Below are 17,077 nucleotides of genomic sequence, written 5' to 3'. Positions count from 1 at the left end.
AAGCAGAAATCGACTCGGATTGGTACTCGATGCGTTTATTGCACCATGGTTCTTGATTTCGACTAGGTATCACGTAGAAACCTCAACTCGAACCTCCGGTTTCAAGGTCGTAACGACCGGTAATGTTTGATACCAGAGACGCTGCACCTTCCCAGTCATAGGTGCGCATACTGTGCGCCCGAGTCACAAACTGGGCACCGGCATAGAACATTTCATATTGCGTGTGGCGACCGGCAAATTCTGAACCGACGGCATCCCACGCCAGCTTTAGGAGTTTGACGCGGTCTCTATCGCTGCGTCCATCGGCCGAGACCTGCACACTTTGAAAAATGGACGCAAGCTCAGGGTTTTCGTAGTCGGCCGACGAAGAAGGCAACATAATCAGGGCGCCTCCAGCCAACTCGCGCAGCGTGTTGATCATCTGCGGATAAAGCTCCTGTGTCAACGTTAGTGCAGCATAAACGGCATGGCGGTCGGGCACGAAGTACTCACCCCACGGTCGGCCCTTCACCTCCATCCCAAGCATCATGTTCTCCACAGCTGCCGCCTGCGCTGCCATCCTACCTAACGAGTCTGCTACAGAAGGGATCTTGACTGTGCCGATGGTCTCGCAGATATCACGGGCCAGTCCAACTAGAAACTTGAGTTTGACGCTGAGTCGGATCTGGGCCTGATAGTTCTGGTAGATATGTCCCGGGGTGTCATGGAACTGCCGCCGGCACATCTCGGGATCGCGATATACGAAGATCCGCTCCCACGGCACCTTCACATCGTCAAAGTACATCAAGGCATCGTTCTCGTCGTAGCGAAAAGCGAGCGGGTTATCGAATTCCGATACAGCATGTTGTTCATATGATTTGCGTGACAAAACTTTCAAGCCCGGGATATTCATTGGTACTGCAAACGATATGGCGTAATCCACGTCTTCAGGACGCAACGGCTGCAGATGAGCGACAAACACCTCGTTCGCCATGACGGCACTGGTACCCAGCATTTTTGCCCCGCGAACCGTAACCCCTTCACTGTCTTCGTCCACGATCTTCATCATTGGATTATTGTTCTCGAGTTCGATCGCCGATTTGGACTGATCGACCTGAGGATTGATGATCACGTAGGTGAGATACAGATCATTATCGCGGGCGTAGACATAGTAATCCCAGTACGCTTTTGCCCTGTGATGATCGTATTCCTCGAACAGGTCCAGACCCATCAACTGGCCGGTTATAGCCGAAGCCAGATGATCCGGTGAGCGTCCGATGAAACCCGCATGCTGTTCCGCCCAGCTCACCAATGCCCGACGCCGGGCGACCAGTTCTTCATAGGTTGTCGGCATCTGCCAGGCCCGGTTCACTCGACGACCGCTTGTGGGCGATTCGAAAGTCATCAGATCAGAATTTTTTGGATCCGCCTGGAAATCGTAAAGACCGGCTGCGGTGCGCACCGACTGGCAAAAAGCGATGTGGCGGGTTACATCGGCTACCATTTGGCCATCAAGGTAGACGGCACGGCCATCCACCAGACTCTGAAGGTGTTCTGTGGCGTTCTTGATGGGTTGACCAGTCATCGCGGCATTCAGTTAGCAGTAAGCAATTAACAAATTATAAGGTGATTCACAATTATCATGGATGGCCTAATTCGGGTTCGATGGCCAACCACAACGCAGGCGCCGTCGAAGTTAGCGACACAATAGTCCACTCAACTAAAATAAAAACCCTTCAGTACATTACAGACCAACCAATGGCCCAACCTGCGAAAAATGCTATGGTTTCGTGACAATCTAGAGACAAACAACGGACAGCACCACTCACAATTTATTCAGGTTCTAATCAGACTTTCGACAAATCTGGGCCAAAGCAGCGATAGATCTCCAAGGCAACGCCACCACATCTAGGAATCAGCCATGATCAAACATGGAAAAAATATCGCGACAATCTCAAAGACGGCCAAGTAATCTATGTCGGGGATGAAACAATGAGAGACACCCCTCCTATCCAACTTTTGACCAGATCATCAATACTTATGCCGCGCTGTATGACCTAAATTAAGTACCGGAGAATATGGTTCTAACCTCGTACAAGGGAGAGAGTGAGTAATTCAACACATATTTCTCAGAACAAAACAAATTATGCTGCCCATAAAAAACGGACTCGTGCCCATCGTTTCATCACCGAGTGGTCGTATGGATTGCTGGTCCGCTTGCTAGCCCGACAGACCAAAGGCAAGATCGTGGCCAACATGACCTGAGATAGCAGACGATGACCTTCAACATTTTGACACCTGCACAAACGGTGGATATCAGCATGGATGACGGTGCCATCATCCGTCTCCGCCGTCACAGCAAAGGGAAACAGCGGCTGCTTCTCAGCCATGGAAACGGATTCGCTGTCGATGCGTACTATCCATTCTGGCAACTGTTTCTGGACAGCTTTGAGGTGGTCGTTTTTGATGTTCGCAACCACGGTCAAAATCCCCGCCACAACTTCGCGGCACACCACATCAATCGTTTTGTACTCGATTTCGAAACTATTTACACCCATATTCCCCAGATCTTTGGTGCTAAACCGACGGTAGCGGTTTTTCATTCGATTTCAGCGATTACCGGCCTGTTACAGAACCTTGAACATGGTCAGCGCTGGGACGCGCTGCTAGTAGTTGATCCACCTGTGATACCAGAACCAGGACACGCGTTGTATCAACTGGCCCATTCATTCGAACTGAAGCTGAGGGACTGGGCAGTCAGTCGACCACACAGATTTTCCAGTCCTAATGAACTAACACAAACTCTGATTGAAACAAAACGCCTGAATCGCTGGCAGAACGGCAGCCACCAACTTATGGCCGCGGCAACACTAACGCAGAATACAACTGGTTGGGAACTGACCTGTCCCAGCACCTACGAATCCCAAATCTACGACGACAATGCTAAGCTGAATATCTGGGCCCAGCTGACAGAACTGACGGGTCCGGTCAGGTTTCTGGGTGCTGACCCGGAAATCGAAGGTGCCTGGCCACCCGCTTTTGTCAATCGGGCAATGCACGTCGAGTTGGGTCTTCCCTACTCATGTATAACTGCAACGACGCATATGATGCAGATCGAACGACCACAAACAGTCGCGAAAGAGTTTCTATCCTTCTTGCACAATACCGGCATTGCGTGATCTAAGAACGCTGCCCATTCTTCACACTACGCACAAACTCGATTTGGGACCGAAAACGCAATGGCCGCAAGTGCGCAGCAGTTTCTAACGCAGTCAGTCGAAGTAGTGAATCTCAAGTAACAAACAACCGTTGCAGGATTTAAACGGACCATGATCAGTACCCGGCGGTCTGCAGGCATAGGTGTTAGCTGCAAAAGTCTCACCGCCCTGACCGTCCTCGTCATTACCCACAATCAGATCGCCCGACACTAGGTACACCTCCTCCCAATACTCGTGATTGAAAGGTGCGGTGGTATAGATACCCGGTTTGAAGCGCAGTAGGCGAGTCCGGCTGCCAGTTCGATTGACTTCATCCAAGCTACCCGAAAGTATTTTCTGCTCGATCCCGACTGGGTAACCCTGCGGTACTTCCCAGCCATTTTCGAGATCAAGTGAATAGAACTCTCTATGTGTTTTGTTGATGCTGATCATATTACCCTCCAGTTATGCATAAAACCGGACAGTATAGAGATCGTGGTTCCCTGTGAAACAATAAGTTGAATCGATCTCCGGTACCTGTTCGGAACACACGGCAAATGCAGGCACACGAAGTGCGCTGTTAAAACCGAACAACTCCGAAGTGCAGATTTCTTCTGTAGGGCCGCCAACGGGCAGTGAAGAAGCCGTGCGTTCCCGGACTTCAGGAATATTGGATGAATCCGTGTCGGTCATTCGTATTAAGACGCACGTGGCAGATAACTGCAATTATACTTCCGGCGAGAGTTAGGGTTTTCCGGAGCGACAAAGCATGGTGTGGACTGTAGGTGTAGATGTAGGTGGGACTTTCACAGATTTCTTTGCCGTTGACGAGTCTAGCGGGGCAGTTCATGTGGGCAAGTTTCCATCGACACCGGGGAATCCGGCCCATGCAGTGCTCAATGGCCTTGAGACACTGGCCCGGGAACACAGCCTGGATCTCTCCGAACTCCGCCAGTTCTCGCATGGTACTACCGTGGCAACCAACGCCCTGCTGCAGCGGCGCGGCGGTGATGTCATGCTGCTGACGACCGCTGGTTTTGCCGACCTGCTCGATATCGGGCGCCAGACCCGGCCGCACATGTTCGACCTTTATCAGGATTACCCTGCAGCCCTGGTCCCAAGGTCGCGACGGATCGAAGTATCCGAAAGAATCACCGCTGGCGGAGAAGTCCTGACTCCGCTTAGTCAGCATGAAATCGAGCGCGCAGTCGACTGTGTCCGCGCTGCCGACCCTCAGTCCTGTGCCGTGTGTTTTCTGTTTGCGTTTCAGAACCCCGAACACGAACGGGCAATTACCGATGCACTGCGTCAGTCTTTGCCAGACATCGAGGTCAGTGCGTCATCTGAAGTTCAGCCTGAATTTCGCGAATTCGAACGTTTCTCAACAACCGTTCTCAACGCTTACCTACAGCCGGTTATGGCGCAATACATGACTGATCTCGACAGCGGTCTCAAAAGCGCCGCTCCCAATGCCAGCTTTGGCCTCAACCAGTCCAGTGGCGGCCTGATGTCTGTGGGTCGGGCTCAGCGGCTTCCCGTTCGCACTGCTTTGTCTGGTCCGGCCGCAGGCGTGGTTGGCGCCGCACATGTCGCCACTGCGGCACAGCGATCGGACGCTATTACGCTGGATATGGGTGGAACCAGTGCCGATGTTGCGCTGATCCGCCAGGCGCGCGTACCCACGGTGTTTTCCCGGGAAGTTGGCGGCTTTCCCATTCGCATGCCGATGGTTGATGTCGAAACCGTGGGTGCTGGCGGTGGGTCGGTTGCCTGGATCGACCGTGACGGTCTGCTCAAGGTTGGCCCGAAAAGCATGGGAGCAGATCCCGGTCCGGCTTGTTACGGACTCGGCGGCACACAGTCGACCGTCACTGACGCCAACCTGCTTCTGGGTCGACTCGGCGAAGATGGTCTTCTGGGCGGGACGATGAAACTCGACAAGGCAGCAGCGGACTCGGCATTCGATACCTTGGCACAGTCGCTTGACGTGAGCCGTCTGCGCGCCGCTCAAGGCGTGATCGACATCGTTGTTGCCAACATGGTGCGAGCGATCCGTACCATATCGGTAGAACGCGGCCATGATCCCCGGGAATACTGTCTGATGCCGTTTGGCGGGGCCGGTCCACTACACGCCAGGGATGTTGCGCGCAACCTGGGCATTCAAGAGATTCTGGTTCCACCGGCCCCGGGCATCATCTGTGCGCACGGCCTGGTGGTGTCTGATCTGCTGGAGGACTTTGTTGACAGCGGCCGAATCGAGGTCAATGCGGGAAACGTCGAACATATCAGGCAAATCCTCGACTCGCTCAGCCTACAGGCTCGAAAATGGTTCGAACAGGAAAGCATTCTGGATCACACCCGGTCCATCCAACTCCGGCTCGATATGCGCTATGTGGGACAGAATTTCGAACTTGCGGTACCCCTTGAGACAACGGGTAATCAGGTGCCTGAGCTGGTGGTCGACGATCTTCAGCAACGGTTCTTCAGGACACATGAAGGAAGCTATGGCTATTTCAACCCGGACGATCCAATCGAGATCATCAATATCCGGCTGACTGCCCGCGGTCGGCTCTCCCCGCTTGCAGATTACCGCAAACTGGACCCATCAGATACCGCACCGGTTATGGCTGGAGAACGTCAGGTCGTGTTTCATTCCGATAAACCCGTGAACTGCCCCGTGTTTGAGCGCAGCGAGCTTAGAGCCGGTCACATCCTGACAGGCCCAGCCGTGATTGCCCAACTGGATGCGACTACTCTGCTGTATCCAGGCGATGTCGGTACAGTCGATGAATCCGGGACACTCCTTATTACCCTTACGGAGGATCTCAATTGATCCGACTCGACCCCATCAGTCTGGAGATCATATCGAACGCCCTGCGTTCGATTACAGACGAGACCTATGTCGCGCTGATGAAGTCGGCGTATTCAACCAACATTAAGGAGCGCCACGATCACTCGACTGCAATCATGGACCGTTCCGGTCGACTGGTGGTGCAGGCGGTCGAATCCCTGCCGATTCATATCGCGTCCATGCATGGCCTGATGCAAGCACTGCTCGATAAATTCGGCAATGACATTCAACCCGGTGACCTGTTTGTGGCCAACGATCCGCATGCAGCAGGCGGCACACATCTGCCCGATGTCAATCTCGCGATGCCGGTTTACATTGACGACGAAATCTTCGGTTTTATCTGTAACATCGCACACCACGCAGATATCGGTGGGATGGCCCCTGGCAGCATGGCCGGCGGTATGTCTGAAATCTATCAAGAAGGACTTCGAATACCCGTTGTTCGCCTGTTTCGCAACGGCGAACTGCAGCAGGATCTGTTTGATTTGATGCTGCTCAACGTGCGGGTCCCCAAAGAACGGCGGGGAGACTACTTCGCCCAGATCTCGGCCTGTCGCCTGGGTGAACGCCGTCTGCAGGAAGTCGTTGCCGACCACGGCACGGAACAGATCAACACTGCGTTCAGCGATATTATCGACCGGACCCGAAAACGAATGGGCGACAGCATCGAGACCATTCCGGACGGAGACTATCATTTTGCCGACATGATGGATGGCGATGGCATCGATGCCCTGGACCTGCCTATAGAACTGATGATCACGGTAAGCGGTCGTGAGATCACGTTTGACTTTGAAGGCACCTGTGCACAGGTCGCCGGCAATATCAACGTGACCCTGAACGCGACACAGGCCGCGGTCTGCTACTCGCTCAAGGCTCTGCTGGATCCTGACGTGCCCAACAATCAGGGTGTGCTCGATTCAGTAAAGATCCTGGCCCCGCGCAGCACTCTGGTCAACTGCACCTTTCCGGCACCGGTTGCGGCCCGCGCCAACACCTGCCAGAGAATCATTGACGTGGTTCTCGGCGCACTGTCCGTCGCCTTCCCGGAACGGGTCATTGCTGCAGCGAACGGTGCCAATACAACGGCAGTGTTCTCCGGGACAGACCCCAGGACGGGTCAGTCGTACCTGTATTTGGAAACCCTCGGCGGAGGTATGGGGGCAAGACCGACCAAAGACGGAAAAGACGGTGTTCAGGTGCACATCACCAACACATCCAACCTGCCGATTGAAGCCATCGAAATGGAATATCCGCTTGTGGTCGATGAGTACAGCCTCGTTGAAGACTCAGCCGGGGCCGGCAAATACCGTGGCGGAATGGGACTGCGGCGGGTCATCACACCGCGCCATGACAACTGTATTTTTAACGGTGCCGGCGAACGCTTTCGTCACCAGCCCTGGGGGCTGTTTGGCGGTGGCGCCGGTGGCGCCGGACGGTTTCTTTTGCGCTCACCAGACAAAACCACACGGCTGGACAACAAACCAAACGCCGTCAAGGTGCCACGCGACTCTGCCATCGTGATCGAAACACCCGGGGCCGGTGGTTATGGGCCTCCTTCTGAAAGGACTGCCGACTCTCTGCGCGCTGATCGTGAAACAGGCAAGTTCAGCGACGATTACCTGGCGCGGCACTACGGAACCGAAGATCGTTCATAGCAGATTCGGCATCGATCGAGCATAGTTTGCAGCTGTCGACCGCAACCGAATCTTCAGCGCAGCTTTTCCAGCCCGCACCAGTTGGCAATGAACAACGCGATGGTGCCGGTGATACGCTGTACCGAAGCGAGGCTGACGCGCTCGTCGAACGCGTGGATGTCTTTTGATACCGGCCCGTAAACCAGGCAGGGACAGTCGTCGTACAGAACGAAAACCCGTCCGTCCAGATAGCCCGGTGTGACAAACGATTCCAGTGAACTGCCAAAACTCACGGCATGCGCTTGGGACAGTACTTTCTCCGCGTCGCTGCCTTCCTCCAGTACGTAACCGCGGCTGAAAAAACCGTTGTATTCGACCGTCGGTGGGTTGTCAGACAAAAACGGGTCCTCGCGGCTGCTGGACTGCAGGCATGCTTCAATTTCACGGGCCGCGTCCCGCGGGTTGACGCCCGGATAGATGGCCGCACGGATATCCAACGTGCACCAGGCCGGAACGGAGGATGCCCAGTCGCCGCCTGCAATCTTTCCGACATTGAAATTGATCGGGTGATCCAGGTCTTCGAAGTACTTAATATCTGCTCGACGGGCATTCCATTTTGCCTCGAGCTTTTTCAGCGAACCGATCAATCGGTAAGCAGCCTCGATAGCGTTCGCGCCCTGACCTGCTTCGCGAACATGCACAGGACGCCCACGGACGTGCACCTGAAACCAGATAACACCCACATTTGCCCGCACCAGCATATCCTCTTCCGGTTCAGGAATCAGTGCCGCATCGGCGCGGTAGCCACGGACCAGCGCGGACAAGGCACCGTTACCGGTACATTCCTCTTCGGTCACAGACTGCAGGAACACATCAGCCGAAGGTTGCAGGTCGAGGTTGCGCAGTGCGTCCAGGGCAAAGATATTTGCGCACAATCCGGCTTTCATGTCGGCGCCGCCCCGCCCGTAGAGCCAGTCACCATCTATCGACGGGTCGAATGGGGGACGTGTCCACATGTCCAGCGGCCCGGTCGGTACCACGTCGATATGACCATTGAGAATCAACGACCGGCCGAGATTCTGTGCGGGAGTGTGTGTACCCACGACATTGACTGCGTTGCTGTAATCGACCTTGACCGGGGAAAAACCCGGGTGCGCTTCGATTTCACCGATATCGATGGCCCAGCGATCCGTCTGATAGCCGCGGGTTTCAAGCGCCGTGTACACCAGCGCCTGGGCGCTTTCCTCCTGGCCCCGCACAGAAGGCTGCCGCATAAGATCCATCGTAAAACCGAGTTGGGATTCAAATCCCGCGGCTACCGCGTCAAGAATCCGGCTGGACAGCTCGCTGTCCAGCTGACCTGGCAGACTACCGCTCACTGACGATCTTCAAGGGTCGCGAGACACAGCATGAGTGGAACAGGACACGCAACCGCCCCAGTAACTGACGTGGTCATAGTCGATCTCGATCGGTTCCACCCCGCGCCGGGACAGCTCGTTGGCTATCCGACTCAGCCCGGAAGGCATGATGTATCGTGAATCATCCAGACTCACACCGACCGTCGCGTAGGCCCGTGCTTCCGATTCGTTCACTTCAATAACTTCCCAGTCGGCAAGAATCTCAGGCAGCTCACAGTCAAGATCGTCGCGATGCAGAAGCAGTAATCCTTCCCGAACTAACACCATGATGCCCAGCAAGTGAAGGAAGTCACCTTTCATCGGCATCGGATGCACCTGGTAGCCAAAAGGACCGATGTAGTGCTCAAGCCAGCGCGTACCGGCTCGATTTGTCGCGATATCGGATTCGCCAACGAAAAGATGGTTGTTGTAGCAGATGATGTCGCCGCCTTCCAGATAGGGCCCGGGACCACCGCTGGACGGTGCAAAAGGTTGCGCTGGAGGCATCACGGCATAATGAGTGTCTGCACCGTCGTCGATCAGCGGCGCCACCGTATCACGCAACGGAAACACTTCTTTTCGGCGATAGGCCCGCCGGATATTCACTTCAATATAGTGTGTGCCCACGGTATACACCGGATCAGCCGGGTATAACAGCGACGCACCTGGCTGCAGATCTGCAAGGTAGCCCCTTTCCTCGGCTGTATAGGGTCTGGGCCGGTAGACCTTGACGCCATTGGCCTCATACAGGGCCGCAAGGTTATCGAGTTGTTCTGCTGTTTTTTCCCAGCGCTCCGGCATCGCCTTTCGGATATCCAGGGGTTGATCACCACAGGCTTTCAGTGCGGTCTGAACTTCCTCGTTGTAGTGGTACAGGGTCGGATTGAACGGTGGCAAGCTCAGACCATCGGCACTGCCGACTATCGCGCCGCGCAATGCGCCGTAATCCGTATAGGCACCAAAACTAGGATTTTCCTGGTTCATCATCTGTACTCCAGATCAGTTTAAGCTCAAGTCAGGATCTGACTCACCCGACCTGATTGTCTATTGCAGCCCACGACACGCTTCAGGTCAACGCATAGCATTAGACGGGATGTTCTGAACCGAGTTTACTCGTGGCGAAGTGCTGCGATAGGATCGAGCCGGGACGCTTTGAGTGCAGGATAATAGCCAAAAAATATGCCGACCACGGCCGCAAATCCCATGGCAATCACCGCAGACAAAGGTGAGGTGATCACCGGCCAGCCGGCAATTCTAGCCGCGGCCAGGGAACCCCCAAATCCCAGCACCACACCAACAACTCCCCCGATCAAGGACACCACAACGGCCTCGGTCACAAATTGAAGCAGGATGTCACGACTGCGGGCCCCGACGGCCATTCTCAAACCCACCTCGCGGGTGCGCTCGGTCACCGAGACCAGCATAATATTCATGATTCCAATCCCTCCCACCAGCAGGGAGATTCCTGCGACCGCCGCAAGCAGCAGCGACATTGTCCGCTCCGACTTGGCTCTGGCTTCGAGGAACTGGGCGATATTCCGTACATAAAAATCGTCCGGCTGACCCGGGCGAATCCGGTGACGCTGTCGTAGAAGATCATTGATCTCCTGCTCAGCCGCCTCCAGTACATCGCTCGAGCGCGCTTTGACAGTAATGTCACGCACGTACCGACTGCGGTACCGCTCACCGACATTCATGCGTGACTTGGCGGTTGACAGGGGCACAAATACCACATCGTCGTGGTCGCGACCCCATGAAGACTGACCCTTGGCTCGGGTGACCCCGATTACGCGAAACGGGATTCTCTGGATACGGACAATTTCACCCGTGGGATCCTGTCCGCCGAACAACTGTTCAACGATGGTCTCTCCGATAATCGCCACTTTCGCTGACGCTCGCTCTTCCTGAGGATTAAACGTACGCCCTCGGTCTATGACCCAGTCGCGGGCCCGAAGGTAATCGTCTCCAACACCGAATATCGTCGTAAACCAGTTTAGATTTCCGGAAATCACCTGACCGGTAGACCGGACCGTAGGCGCAGCTATCGCCACCGAAGGGGCCTGATCCTCGATGGCAGCGGCATCAGCCTCTGTCAGGGACACTTTGCTGTTGGCACCCCCTCGCACCCCGCCGGACACACTGGTCCCGTTGCGCACGAACAGAACGTTTTCACCCAGGCCCTGAATCGCTTCCTGGATCCGTTTCTCAGCACCCTTGCCGACGCCGACCATCGCAATGACCGCCGCCACGCCAATGATAATGCCCAGCGTTGTCAGCCCGGTTCTGAGCTTGTTGGCGCGTAACGAAGCCAGCGCAGCCTGAAGGCAATTCCAAAGCGTCATTGCGTCGATGCTCTTGTATCCGCTGTCGGGGTCGAAGGGCTACTGACCTTTTCTACCACTTGGTTTTCACCCAACAGCCGACCATCCCGAAACTTCAGCACCCGCTCTGCGTACCCGGCCACCTCCGTCTCGTGCGTAACCACAATTACGGTCATACCCTGACCATTCAGCTCCTTGAGCAAGTCCAGGATCTCGCGACCGGTCACCGAATCCAGCGCCCCGGTAGGTTCGTCGGCCAGCACGATATCCGGTTGATTGACGATTGCCCGTGCGATCGCCACCCGCTGCATCTGACCACCTGAAAGCTGCGTCGGCCGATGGTGCATGCGATCGGAAAGTCCAACTCTTCCCAGTGCGCTTTTAGCCTTTTCTGAACGCACAGCGCGTGGGTCTCCCCTATATAACAGCGGCAATTCGACATTGGCCTGGGCACTGGCATCGGCCATGAGATTGAATGACTGGAAAACAAACCCGATCTTGTTTCGACGTATGCGGGCCAGGTCGTCAGGCTGGAATTCCGAAACAGCCTCGCCGTCGAGCAGGTATTTGCCCGCTGTTGGCGTATCCAGGCACCCCAGCACGTGCATACAGGTGGACTTGCCTGATCCCGACGGTCCCATGATCGCGATAAATTCGCCTCGATGGATGCGCAGGTCTACATCGCGCAAGGCATGTACGACGTGAGCCCCCACTGAAAAATCCCGACACAAACCCTGGGTCTGGATGACAACGGGTTGCATAGCAGGATCCATTACTCAGGAACCATCCGATGATAGGCCAACGATGACCTGTGCACCTTGAGCAATATCACCGCGGACAATCTCCGTATGGGTACTGTCAGAAATGCCAACCGTAATACCCACCGCGACAGGCTCACCCCCATCGAGTACCCAGACGTTTGCCCGCCGGTAACTCGAACTTTTTTCTTCGGCACGCATCAAGCGGTAGCGTTTCTTCTGATCACTTTCCAGCAGCTTCTCCACCCGCTGTGCGGCCTGGGCCCGGAGCTGGCGAATTGCTTCCCGGAATTCATCGCCACCCATACCGGCTTCCCGCAGTCCCCTAATCGACTGGCCCATCTCGGCGTAGATCGATTGAACCGATGACAGCTGGGCCTCACTCAATTGAAGTTTCTGCGAAAGGTTTTTGATCATTGCCCGCATGCGCTCGCGGCCGCCGCCTCGAGCAGACGCCCCGGAATCTAAGCGCTTGAAACCAGGCGGTTTAAATCGAAGTGCCTGTGACGACACCTTAAGCGCATCTTGTCGTTCACCCAGCACAATCTCTACACTGGCTGTCATACCCGGCATCAGACTCTGATCAAGGTTCTGGGTACCGACAATGACCACGTAGGTCACAACACCTGAGACCTCTATCGGCTGCTTGCGGATCTGCACGACCTCTCCTTTGGAGACCCGGTCTGGATAGGCATCGACTGAAAACCGTGCCTGCTGCCCTTCGGTGATACCGCCGATGTCTGCCTCATCGACACTGACTTCCAGATGAATCTGGCGCAGGTCCTGGGCCAGGGTAAACAGGACTGGTGCCTGTAGACTGGCAGCCACCGTCTGACCCGTATCCGCTGCCCGGTTGATCACAATGCCATCAACCGGTGATCTGATCAGCGTGTGTTCCAGTTCCAGTTCCGCCTGGAGCAGCTTGCCGCCGTGCGACGCGACGTTGGCGTGGGCTGTTCGTATCTGTGCCTGCTGCTTCTTCATCCGGGCCTGTATGCTGGCTACCTTTGCCATCGCCTGAACGTGACGTGCCACCGCATGATCCACTGTACTCTCGGGGATGACCTTACGTTCAAAAAGCGACTGCTGCCTTTCGAGGTCTTCGGCAAGCTCGGCCAGAATCGCTTGTGATCCCAAGAGCTCGGCCTGCAGTTCCTCCAACGCTGCGGTCTGCATGTCAATATTTGCCTCAGCAAAAGCAAGATCGGCTCGAGCCACCTGAACTCTGGCTTCAAAGGGTGCAGCGTCTATCTTGGCAATGACTTCACCGGCCATGACTTTCGAATTGAAGTCCACCAGCACTTCTGAGATCTGACCAGAAACCTGGGAGCCGATGTCGACGGTCATGACAGGCTTCACTCGACCAGTCGAAGAGATGGTCTTTTCGATGGTGCCCCGTTCAACTGTCTCCAGACGATAGGACGCAGCACTCTGGCCTGTGTTCAGGCGAGAGTAGCCGTAGGCAATCGCGACAAGCACGATAACCCCTCCCAGCAGTAGACTTAACCGCCGCATATTTTGTGTCCTCATTGCGCTTTTGGTTCGAGCTAAACCGCGACGCGAGCGCAGGCAAAATCTACCACATCACCCGGTGTCAACCTGAACGCCAGGGTTCTTACGCCAAAAGTCTTAGAAATACCGGGTCAGGTCGCGCTGTCTCAGGCGGCTCGAGCGGCACGTTTTCGCTCATGCCCGCGCAACAATTTTTTCCGCACGCGAATAGCAACCGGTGTGACCTCAACCAGTTCATCATCGTTGATGAATGCTATGGCAGCTTCCAGTGTCAGTTGGAGCGGCGGTGTCAGAAGTATATTCTCGTCGCTGCCGGCTGCCCGAATGTTGGTCAACTGCTTGGCCTTGAGCGGGTTGACCACAAGGTCGCCACTGCGGGAGTGGAGGCCAATCACCATCCCTTCATATACCTGCTCACCGGGCCCGATGAATAACCGCCCTCTTTCCTGCAGATTGAACAATGCATAAGCCAGCGACTTGCCGACACTGATAGAAACCAGCACACCATTGACTCTTTCACCAATCTTCGACTGTGCACGTTCTGCATAACGATCGAACGTATGGTACATCAGACCCTTCCCACGGGTTATCGTCATAAATTCAGACTGGAATCCGATCAGGCCGCGACTGGGCACAGTGTAGTCCAGGCGCACACGCCCGTTACTGTCCGGCAGGATATCCCGAAGTTCGGCACGACGTTCACCGAGTCTTTCCATCACCCGGCCCTGGTCAACAGACTCAACGTCGACTGTCAGCGTTTCCCATGGTTCATGGACTACCCCGTCGATTTCCCGCAGGATGACTTCGGGTCGTGAAATCGCGAGTTCGTAACCTTCACGCCGCATGTTTTCCACGAGAATAGACAGGTGCAGTTCACCCCGACCGGACACCTTGAATTTATCCGGGTCGGACAGCGGCTCCACCCGCAACGCGACATTGTGAATCAGCTCCTGGGCAAGTCGCTGCCCCAGGTTCCGACTGGTCACGAACCTGCCGTCCTGGCCGGCAAACGGCGAATCATTGACCTGAAACGTCATACTCAGCGTGGGTTCATCGATCTTAAGCGCTGGAAGCGGATCAATACACGATGGATCACACAATGTGTCGGAAATGCGCAGGCCATCAACGCCGGTAAAGGCGACGATATCACCGGCACTGGCACCATCGAGTTCAACTCTATTGAGGCCGTGGAAACCCAGAATCTGCAAAATCCGTGCTTCGCGCACCGATCCATCCGTAGCGGCAACACAAACAACATCATTTCGGGAAAATCTGCCCCGCTGTATCCGGCCTATGCCGATGACACCGACATAAGTCGAATAGTCCAATGCACTGACCTGCAGCTGTAAAGATCCTTCTGGATCAACCGCCGGTGGGGCGACATTGTCCACGATCGTCTGAAACAACGACTGCATGTCGCTGCCGATAGCATCAGAGTCCAGTGCTGACCACCCCTGCAACGCCGACGCATAAACAACCGGGAAGTCGAGTTGACTGTCTGATGCACCAAGTCGGTCAAAAAGCTCGAACGTCTGGTCGACGACCCAGTCTGGACGACTGCCGGGTCGGTCGACTTTGTTCACAACAACGATCGGCGCCAAATCGTGTTCCAGGGCTTTCTGCGTCACGAACCGCGTCTGCGGCATCGGGCCCTCTACCGCATCGACTAAAAGCAGCACCGAATCCACCATCGATAACACCCGTTCCACCTCGCCCCCAAAGTCAGCGTGTCCCGGTGTATCGACAATATTGATTCGCCAGTCCTGCCAGCGAATGGACGTATTCTTCGACAGAATCGTGATACCCCGTTCCCGCTCGAGTTCATTCGAGTCCATGACCCTTTCCTGAACTGCCCCGTGACCCTTGAGCGCGCCAGATTGGCGTAACAGTTGATCGACTAATGTCGTTTTACCGTGGTCAACATGTGCGACGATCGCAATGTTACGCAACGAACTGATCAAGTCTTTCATCTGATTGGAGGAATACGGTGGGTGTCAGCCCGCCAACGGCCGGGCGGGTGCGGATTATAGTGGCGGCACTGTGGTTTGTCGCGCCGGCGCTGATCCGTTCTTGAGAACCAGGCAACAGCGGCCGGCACTCACGACTTGAACATCTGTATAGTCTCGCCACTGGTTCCCACCCAATTCGCTTGCTTCATGCCGTTAAACGCCTACCGAGAACTGCTCAGTACCAACCGAAGACTGCTGGGCTTCGGTTTCGTGACAGCACTGTATTCGAGTTTCGGTCAGACCTACTTTATCGGCATTATCGGCCCGCATATTCAGCTCGAATTTGAGCTCAGCCACACCCTGTGGGGTATGGTCTACATGATCGGCACGATCGGCAGTGCAGCCCTGCTGCCCTGGACGGGTGGACTGATCGACCGTTTTGAATTGCGCCGGTACACCCTCGCGGCCTGCCTTCTTCTGGTCTTCGCCTGTGCCTATATTGCGACCACGACCGGCCCGGTGACGCTTGTGCTCGCCATCTTTCTGCTGCGACACGCTGGCCAAGGCTTGATCTCACACATCTCAATCACCAGCATGGTGCGGTATTTTGATCGTGAGCGCGGCCGAGCCATTGCCTTTGCCTCTCTGGGCTTTACTGCCGGTGAAGCGATACTGCCGGTCATCGCAGTTTTCACACTTGCACTGATAGGCTGGCGCTGGACCTATGGCGCAGCGGCTGTTCTGATCGGTCTGACCGTAATTCCGACGGTGACCTGGCTTTTAAAACACCACGACACTGTACACAGCAGGAGCAGCAAACTAAGCAGAACTGTAACCCAAACCTCACAACTTGCCGTCCGATCCTGGACCCGCAGGGAGGTTATCAGAGACTATTTTTTTTACTTACTCATGCCGGGTCTTCTGGCAGTTTCGATGATCAGTACTGCGCTGTTTTTCCACCACCTCAATCTGGCCGATGAAAAAAGTTGGTCGCACACGTGGATCACCAGTAACTACTCAGTTTATGCCGCCACGACCTGCGCAACTCTGATCTATTCGGGCACCTTGATTGACCGGTTGAGTGCCATTCGCATCATGCCTTACCTATTGACCCCGCTCGTACTGGCGATGTTGACGATCGGCCTTGTCGACAGTGCGTGGGGTGTCGTACCCTATATGCTGCTACTGGGTATACAGTCCGGTCTTTATTTCACGGTGGTCTCAGCGTTGTGGGCCGAACTCTACGGCGTGACTCACATCGGTGCGATCAAAAGTCTTTACGCGTCCGCGATGGTCCTGTCGTCTGCAATCGGCCCGGTCCTCATGGGATCGCTGGCAGACCTGGGGGTTCCGCTCAGCACTGTGTGCCTTTATTTCGCAGCCTATACTGCTGCCGCCGCTGTGTTGGTTGTCCTGGCACTACGAATCCGGAAGAGTCAGCCAGTAGATGTTCCAAGGCCATCTAAGACCAGAGCTTGA

The 17,077-nt window shown here is 55.3% G+C and carries 14 protein-coding genes; 5 read left to right on the top strand and 9 right to left on the bottom strand.

Going from position 1 to position 17,077, the window contains the following annotated elements:
- Positions 1-82: 82 nt before the first annotated feature.
- Positions 83-1,564, bottom strand: a complete 1,482-nt coding sequence (locus MK323_08575; protein ID MCH2482218.1) for a 4-hydroxyphenylacetate 3-monooxygenase — start codon at positions 1,562-1,564, stop codon at positions 83-85.
- 521 nt (positions 1,565-2,085) lie between these two features.
- Here MK323_08575 and MK323_08570 point away from each other — a divergent pair.
- Positions 2,086-2,244, top strand: coding sequence for a hypothetical protein (locus MK323_08570; protein ID MCH2482217.1), 159 nt, complete (start codon positions 2,086-2,088; stop codon positions 2,242-2,244).
- 11 nt (positions 2,245-2,255) lie between these two features.
- On the top strand, positions 2,256-3,158 hold the full coding sequence (locus tag MK323_08565; GenBank protein ID MCH2482216.1) for an alpha/beta hydrolase: 903 nt from the start codon (positions 2,256-2,258) through the stop codon (positions 3,156-3,158).
- Between the two features lie 93 nt (positions 3,159-3,251).
- Here the strand turns inward: MK323_08565 and MK323_08560 are convergent, their stop codons facing one another.
- On the bottom strand, positions 3,252-3,626 hold the full coding sequence (locus MK323_08560; GenBank protein MCH2482215.1) for a cupin: 375 nt from the start codon (positions 3,624-3,626) through the stop codon (positions 3,252-3,254).
- A 15-nt stretch (positions 3,627-3,641) separates the two neighbouring features.
- The gene (locus tag MK323_08555; protein ID MCH2482214.1) at positions 3,642-3,869 is read right to left on the bottom strand and encodes a hypothetical protein; all 228 of its coding nucleotides are present in this window, start codon (positions 3,867-3,869) and stop codon (positions 3,642-3,644) included.
- Between the two features lie 76 nt (positions 3,870-3,945).
- Between MK323_08555 and MK323_08550 the strand changes: the two genes are divergently transcribed.
- Positions 3,946-6,009, top strand: coding sequence for a hydantoinase/oxoprolinase family protein (locus tag MK323_08550; protein ID MCH2482213.1), 2,064 nt, complete (start codon positions 3,946-3,948; stop codon positions 6,007-6,009).
- Entirely contained in the window at positions 6,006-7,682 is a 1,677-nt protein-coding gene (locus MK323_08545) for a hydantoinase B/oxoprolinase family protein (GenBank protein MCH2482212.1), read from the top strand. The genes MK323_08550 and MK323_08545 overlap by 4 nt, the downstream gene beginning before the upstream one ends.
- A gap of 53 nt (positions 7,683-7,735) precedes the next feature.
- Here MK323_08545 and MK323_08540 read toward each other — a convergent pair whose 3' ends face one another.
- The 6 genes from MK323_08540 to typA form a co-directional block, all read right to left on the bottom strand.
- Positions 7,736-9,040, bottom strand: a complete 1,305-nt coding sequence (locus MK323_08540; GenBank protein MCH2482211.1) for an ArgE/DapE family deacylase — start codon at positions 9,038-9,040, stop codon at positions 7,736-7,738.
- A 9-nt stretch (positions 9,041-9,049) separates the two neighbouring features.
- Positions 9,050-10,042 carry an amidinotransferase gene (locus MK323_08535; protein MCH2482210.1) on the bottom strand — a complete coding sequence of 331 codons (993 nt, stop codon included), beginning with the start codon at positions 10,040-10,042 and terminating at the stop codon, positions 9,050-9,052.
- A 125-nt stretch (positions 10,043-10,167) separates the two neighbouring features.
- Positions 10,168-11,400: an ABC transporter permease gene (locus MK323_08530; GenBank protein ID MCH2482209.1), complete on the bottom strand. Its 1,233-nt coding sequence runs from the start codon at positions 11,398-11,400 to the stop codon at positions 10,168-10,170.
- Positions 11,397-12,140: an ABC transporter ATP-binding protein gene (locus MK323_08525; GenBank protein ID MCH2482208.1), complete on the bottom strand. Its 744-nt coding sequence runs from the start codon at positions 12,138-12,140 to the stop codon at positions 11,397-11,399. The genes MK323_08530 and MK323_08525 overlap by 4 nt, the downstream gene beginning before the upstream one ends.
- A 15-nt stretch (positions 12,141-12,155) precedes the next feature.
- The gene (locus tag MK323_08520) at positions 12,156-13,652 is read right to left on the bottom strand and encodes an efflux RND transporter periplasmic adaptor subunit (GenBank protein MCH2482207.1); all 1,497 of its coding nucleotides are present in this window, start codon (positions 13,650-13,652) and stop codon (positions 12,156-12,158) included.
- 143 nt (positions 13,653-13,795) lie between these two features.
- Positions 13,796-15,610 (bottom strand): translational GTPase TypA, encoded by a 1,815-nt coding sequence (gene typA, locus MK323_08515; protein MCH2482206.1) that lies wholly within the window; start codon positions 15,608-15,610, stop codon positions 13,796-13,798.
- 195 nt (positions 15,611-15,805) lie between these two features.
- Between typA and MK323_08510 the strand changes: the two genes are divergently transcribed.
- Positions 15,806-17,077 (top strand): MFS transporter, encoded by a 1,272-nt coding sequence (locus tag MK323_08510; protein MCH2482205.1) that lies wholly within the window; start codon positions 15,806-15,808, stop codon positions 17,075-17,077.

The sequence above is a fragment of the Gammaproteobacteria bacterium genome (assembly GCA_022450155.1).
In the GTDB taxonomy this organism is placed as follows: Bacteria; Pseudomonadota; Gammaproteobacteria; order Arenicellales; family UBA868; genus REDSEA-S09-B13.
Note: the sequence above shows the minus strand (reverse complement) of the source record. Positions and strands in the feature narration are given on the sequence as shown.

Excerpts from the sequence above, each read along its gene's own strand:
- MK323_08520 (MCH2482207.1), bottom strand. The coding sequence starts at position 13,652 with ATGCGGCGGTTAAGTCTACTGCTGGGAGGGGTTATCGTGCTTGTCGCG.
- MK323_08565 (MCH2482216.1), top strand. The coding sequence starts at position 2,256 with ATGACCTTCAACATTTTGACACCTGCACAAACGGTGGATATCAGCATG.
- MK323_08555 (MCH2482214.1), bottom strand. The coding sequence starts at position 3,869 with ATGACCGACACGGATTCATCCAATATTCCTGAAGTCCGGGAACGCACG.
- MK323_08575 (MCH2482218.1), bottom strand. The coding sequence starts at position 1,564 with ATGACTGGTCAACCCATCAAGAACGCCACAGAACACCTTCAGAGTCTG.
- MK323_08525 (MCH2482208.1), bottom strand. The coding sequence starts at position 12,140 with ATGCAACCCGTTGTCATCCAGACCCAGGGTTTGTGTCGGGATTTTTCA.
- MK323_08550 (MCH2482213.1), top strand. The coding sequence starts at position 3,946 with ATGGTGTGGACTGTAGGTGTAGATGTAGGTGGGACTTTCACAGATTTC.
- MK323_08510 (MCH2482205.1), top strand. The coding sequence starts at position 15,806 with ATGCCGTTAAACGCCTACCGAGAACTGCTCAGTACCAACCGAAGACTG.
- MK323_08530 (MCH2482209.1), bottom strand. The coding sequence starts at position 11,400 with ATGACGCTTTGGAATTGCCTTCAGGCTGCGCTGGCTTCGTTACGCGCC.
- MK323_08535 (MCH2482210.1), bottom strand. The coding sequence starts at position 10,042 with ATGAACCAGGAAAATCCTAGTTTTGGTGCCTATACGGATTACGGCGCA.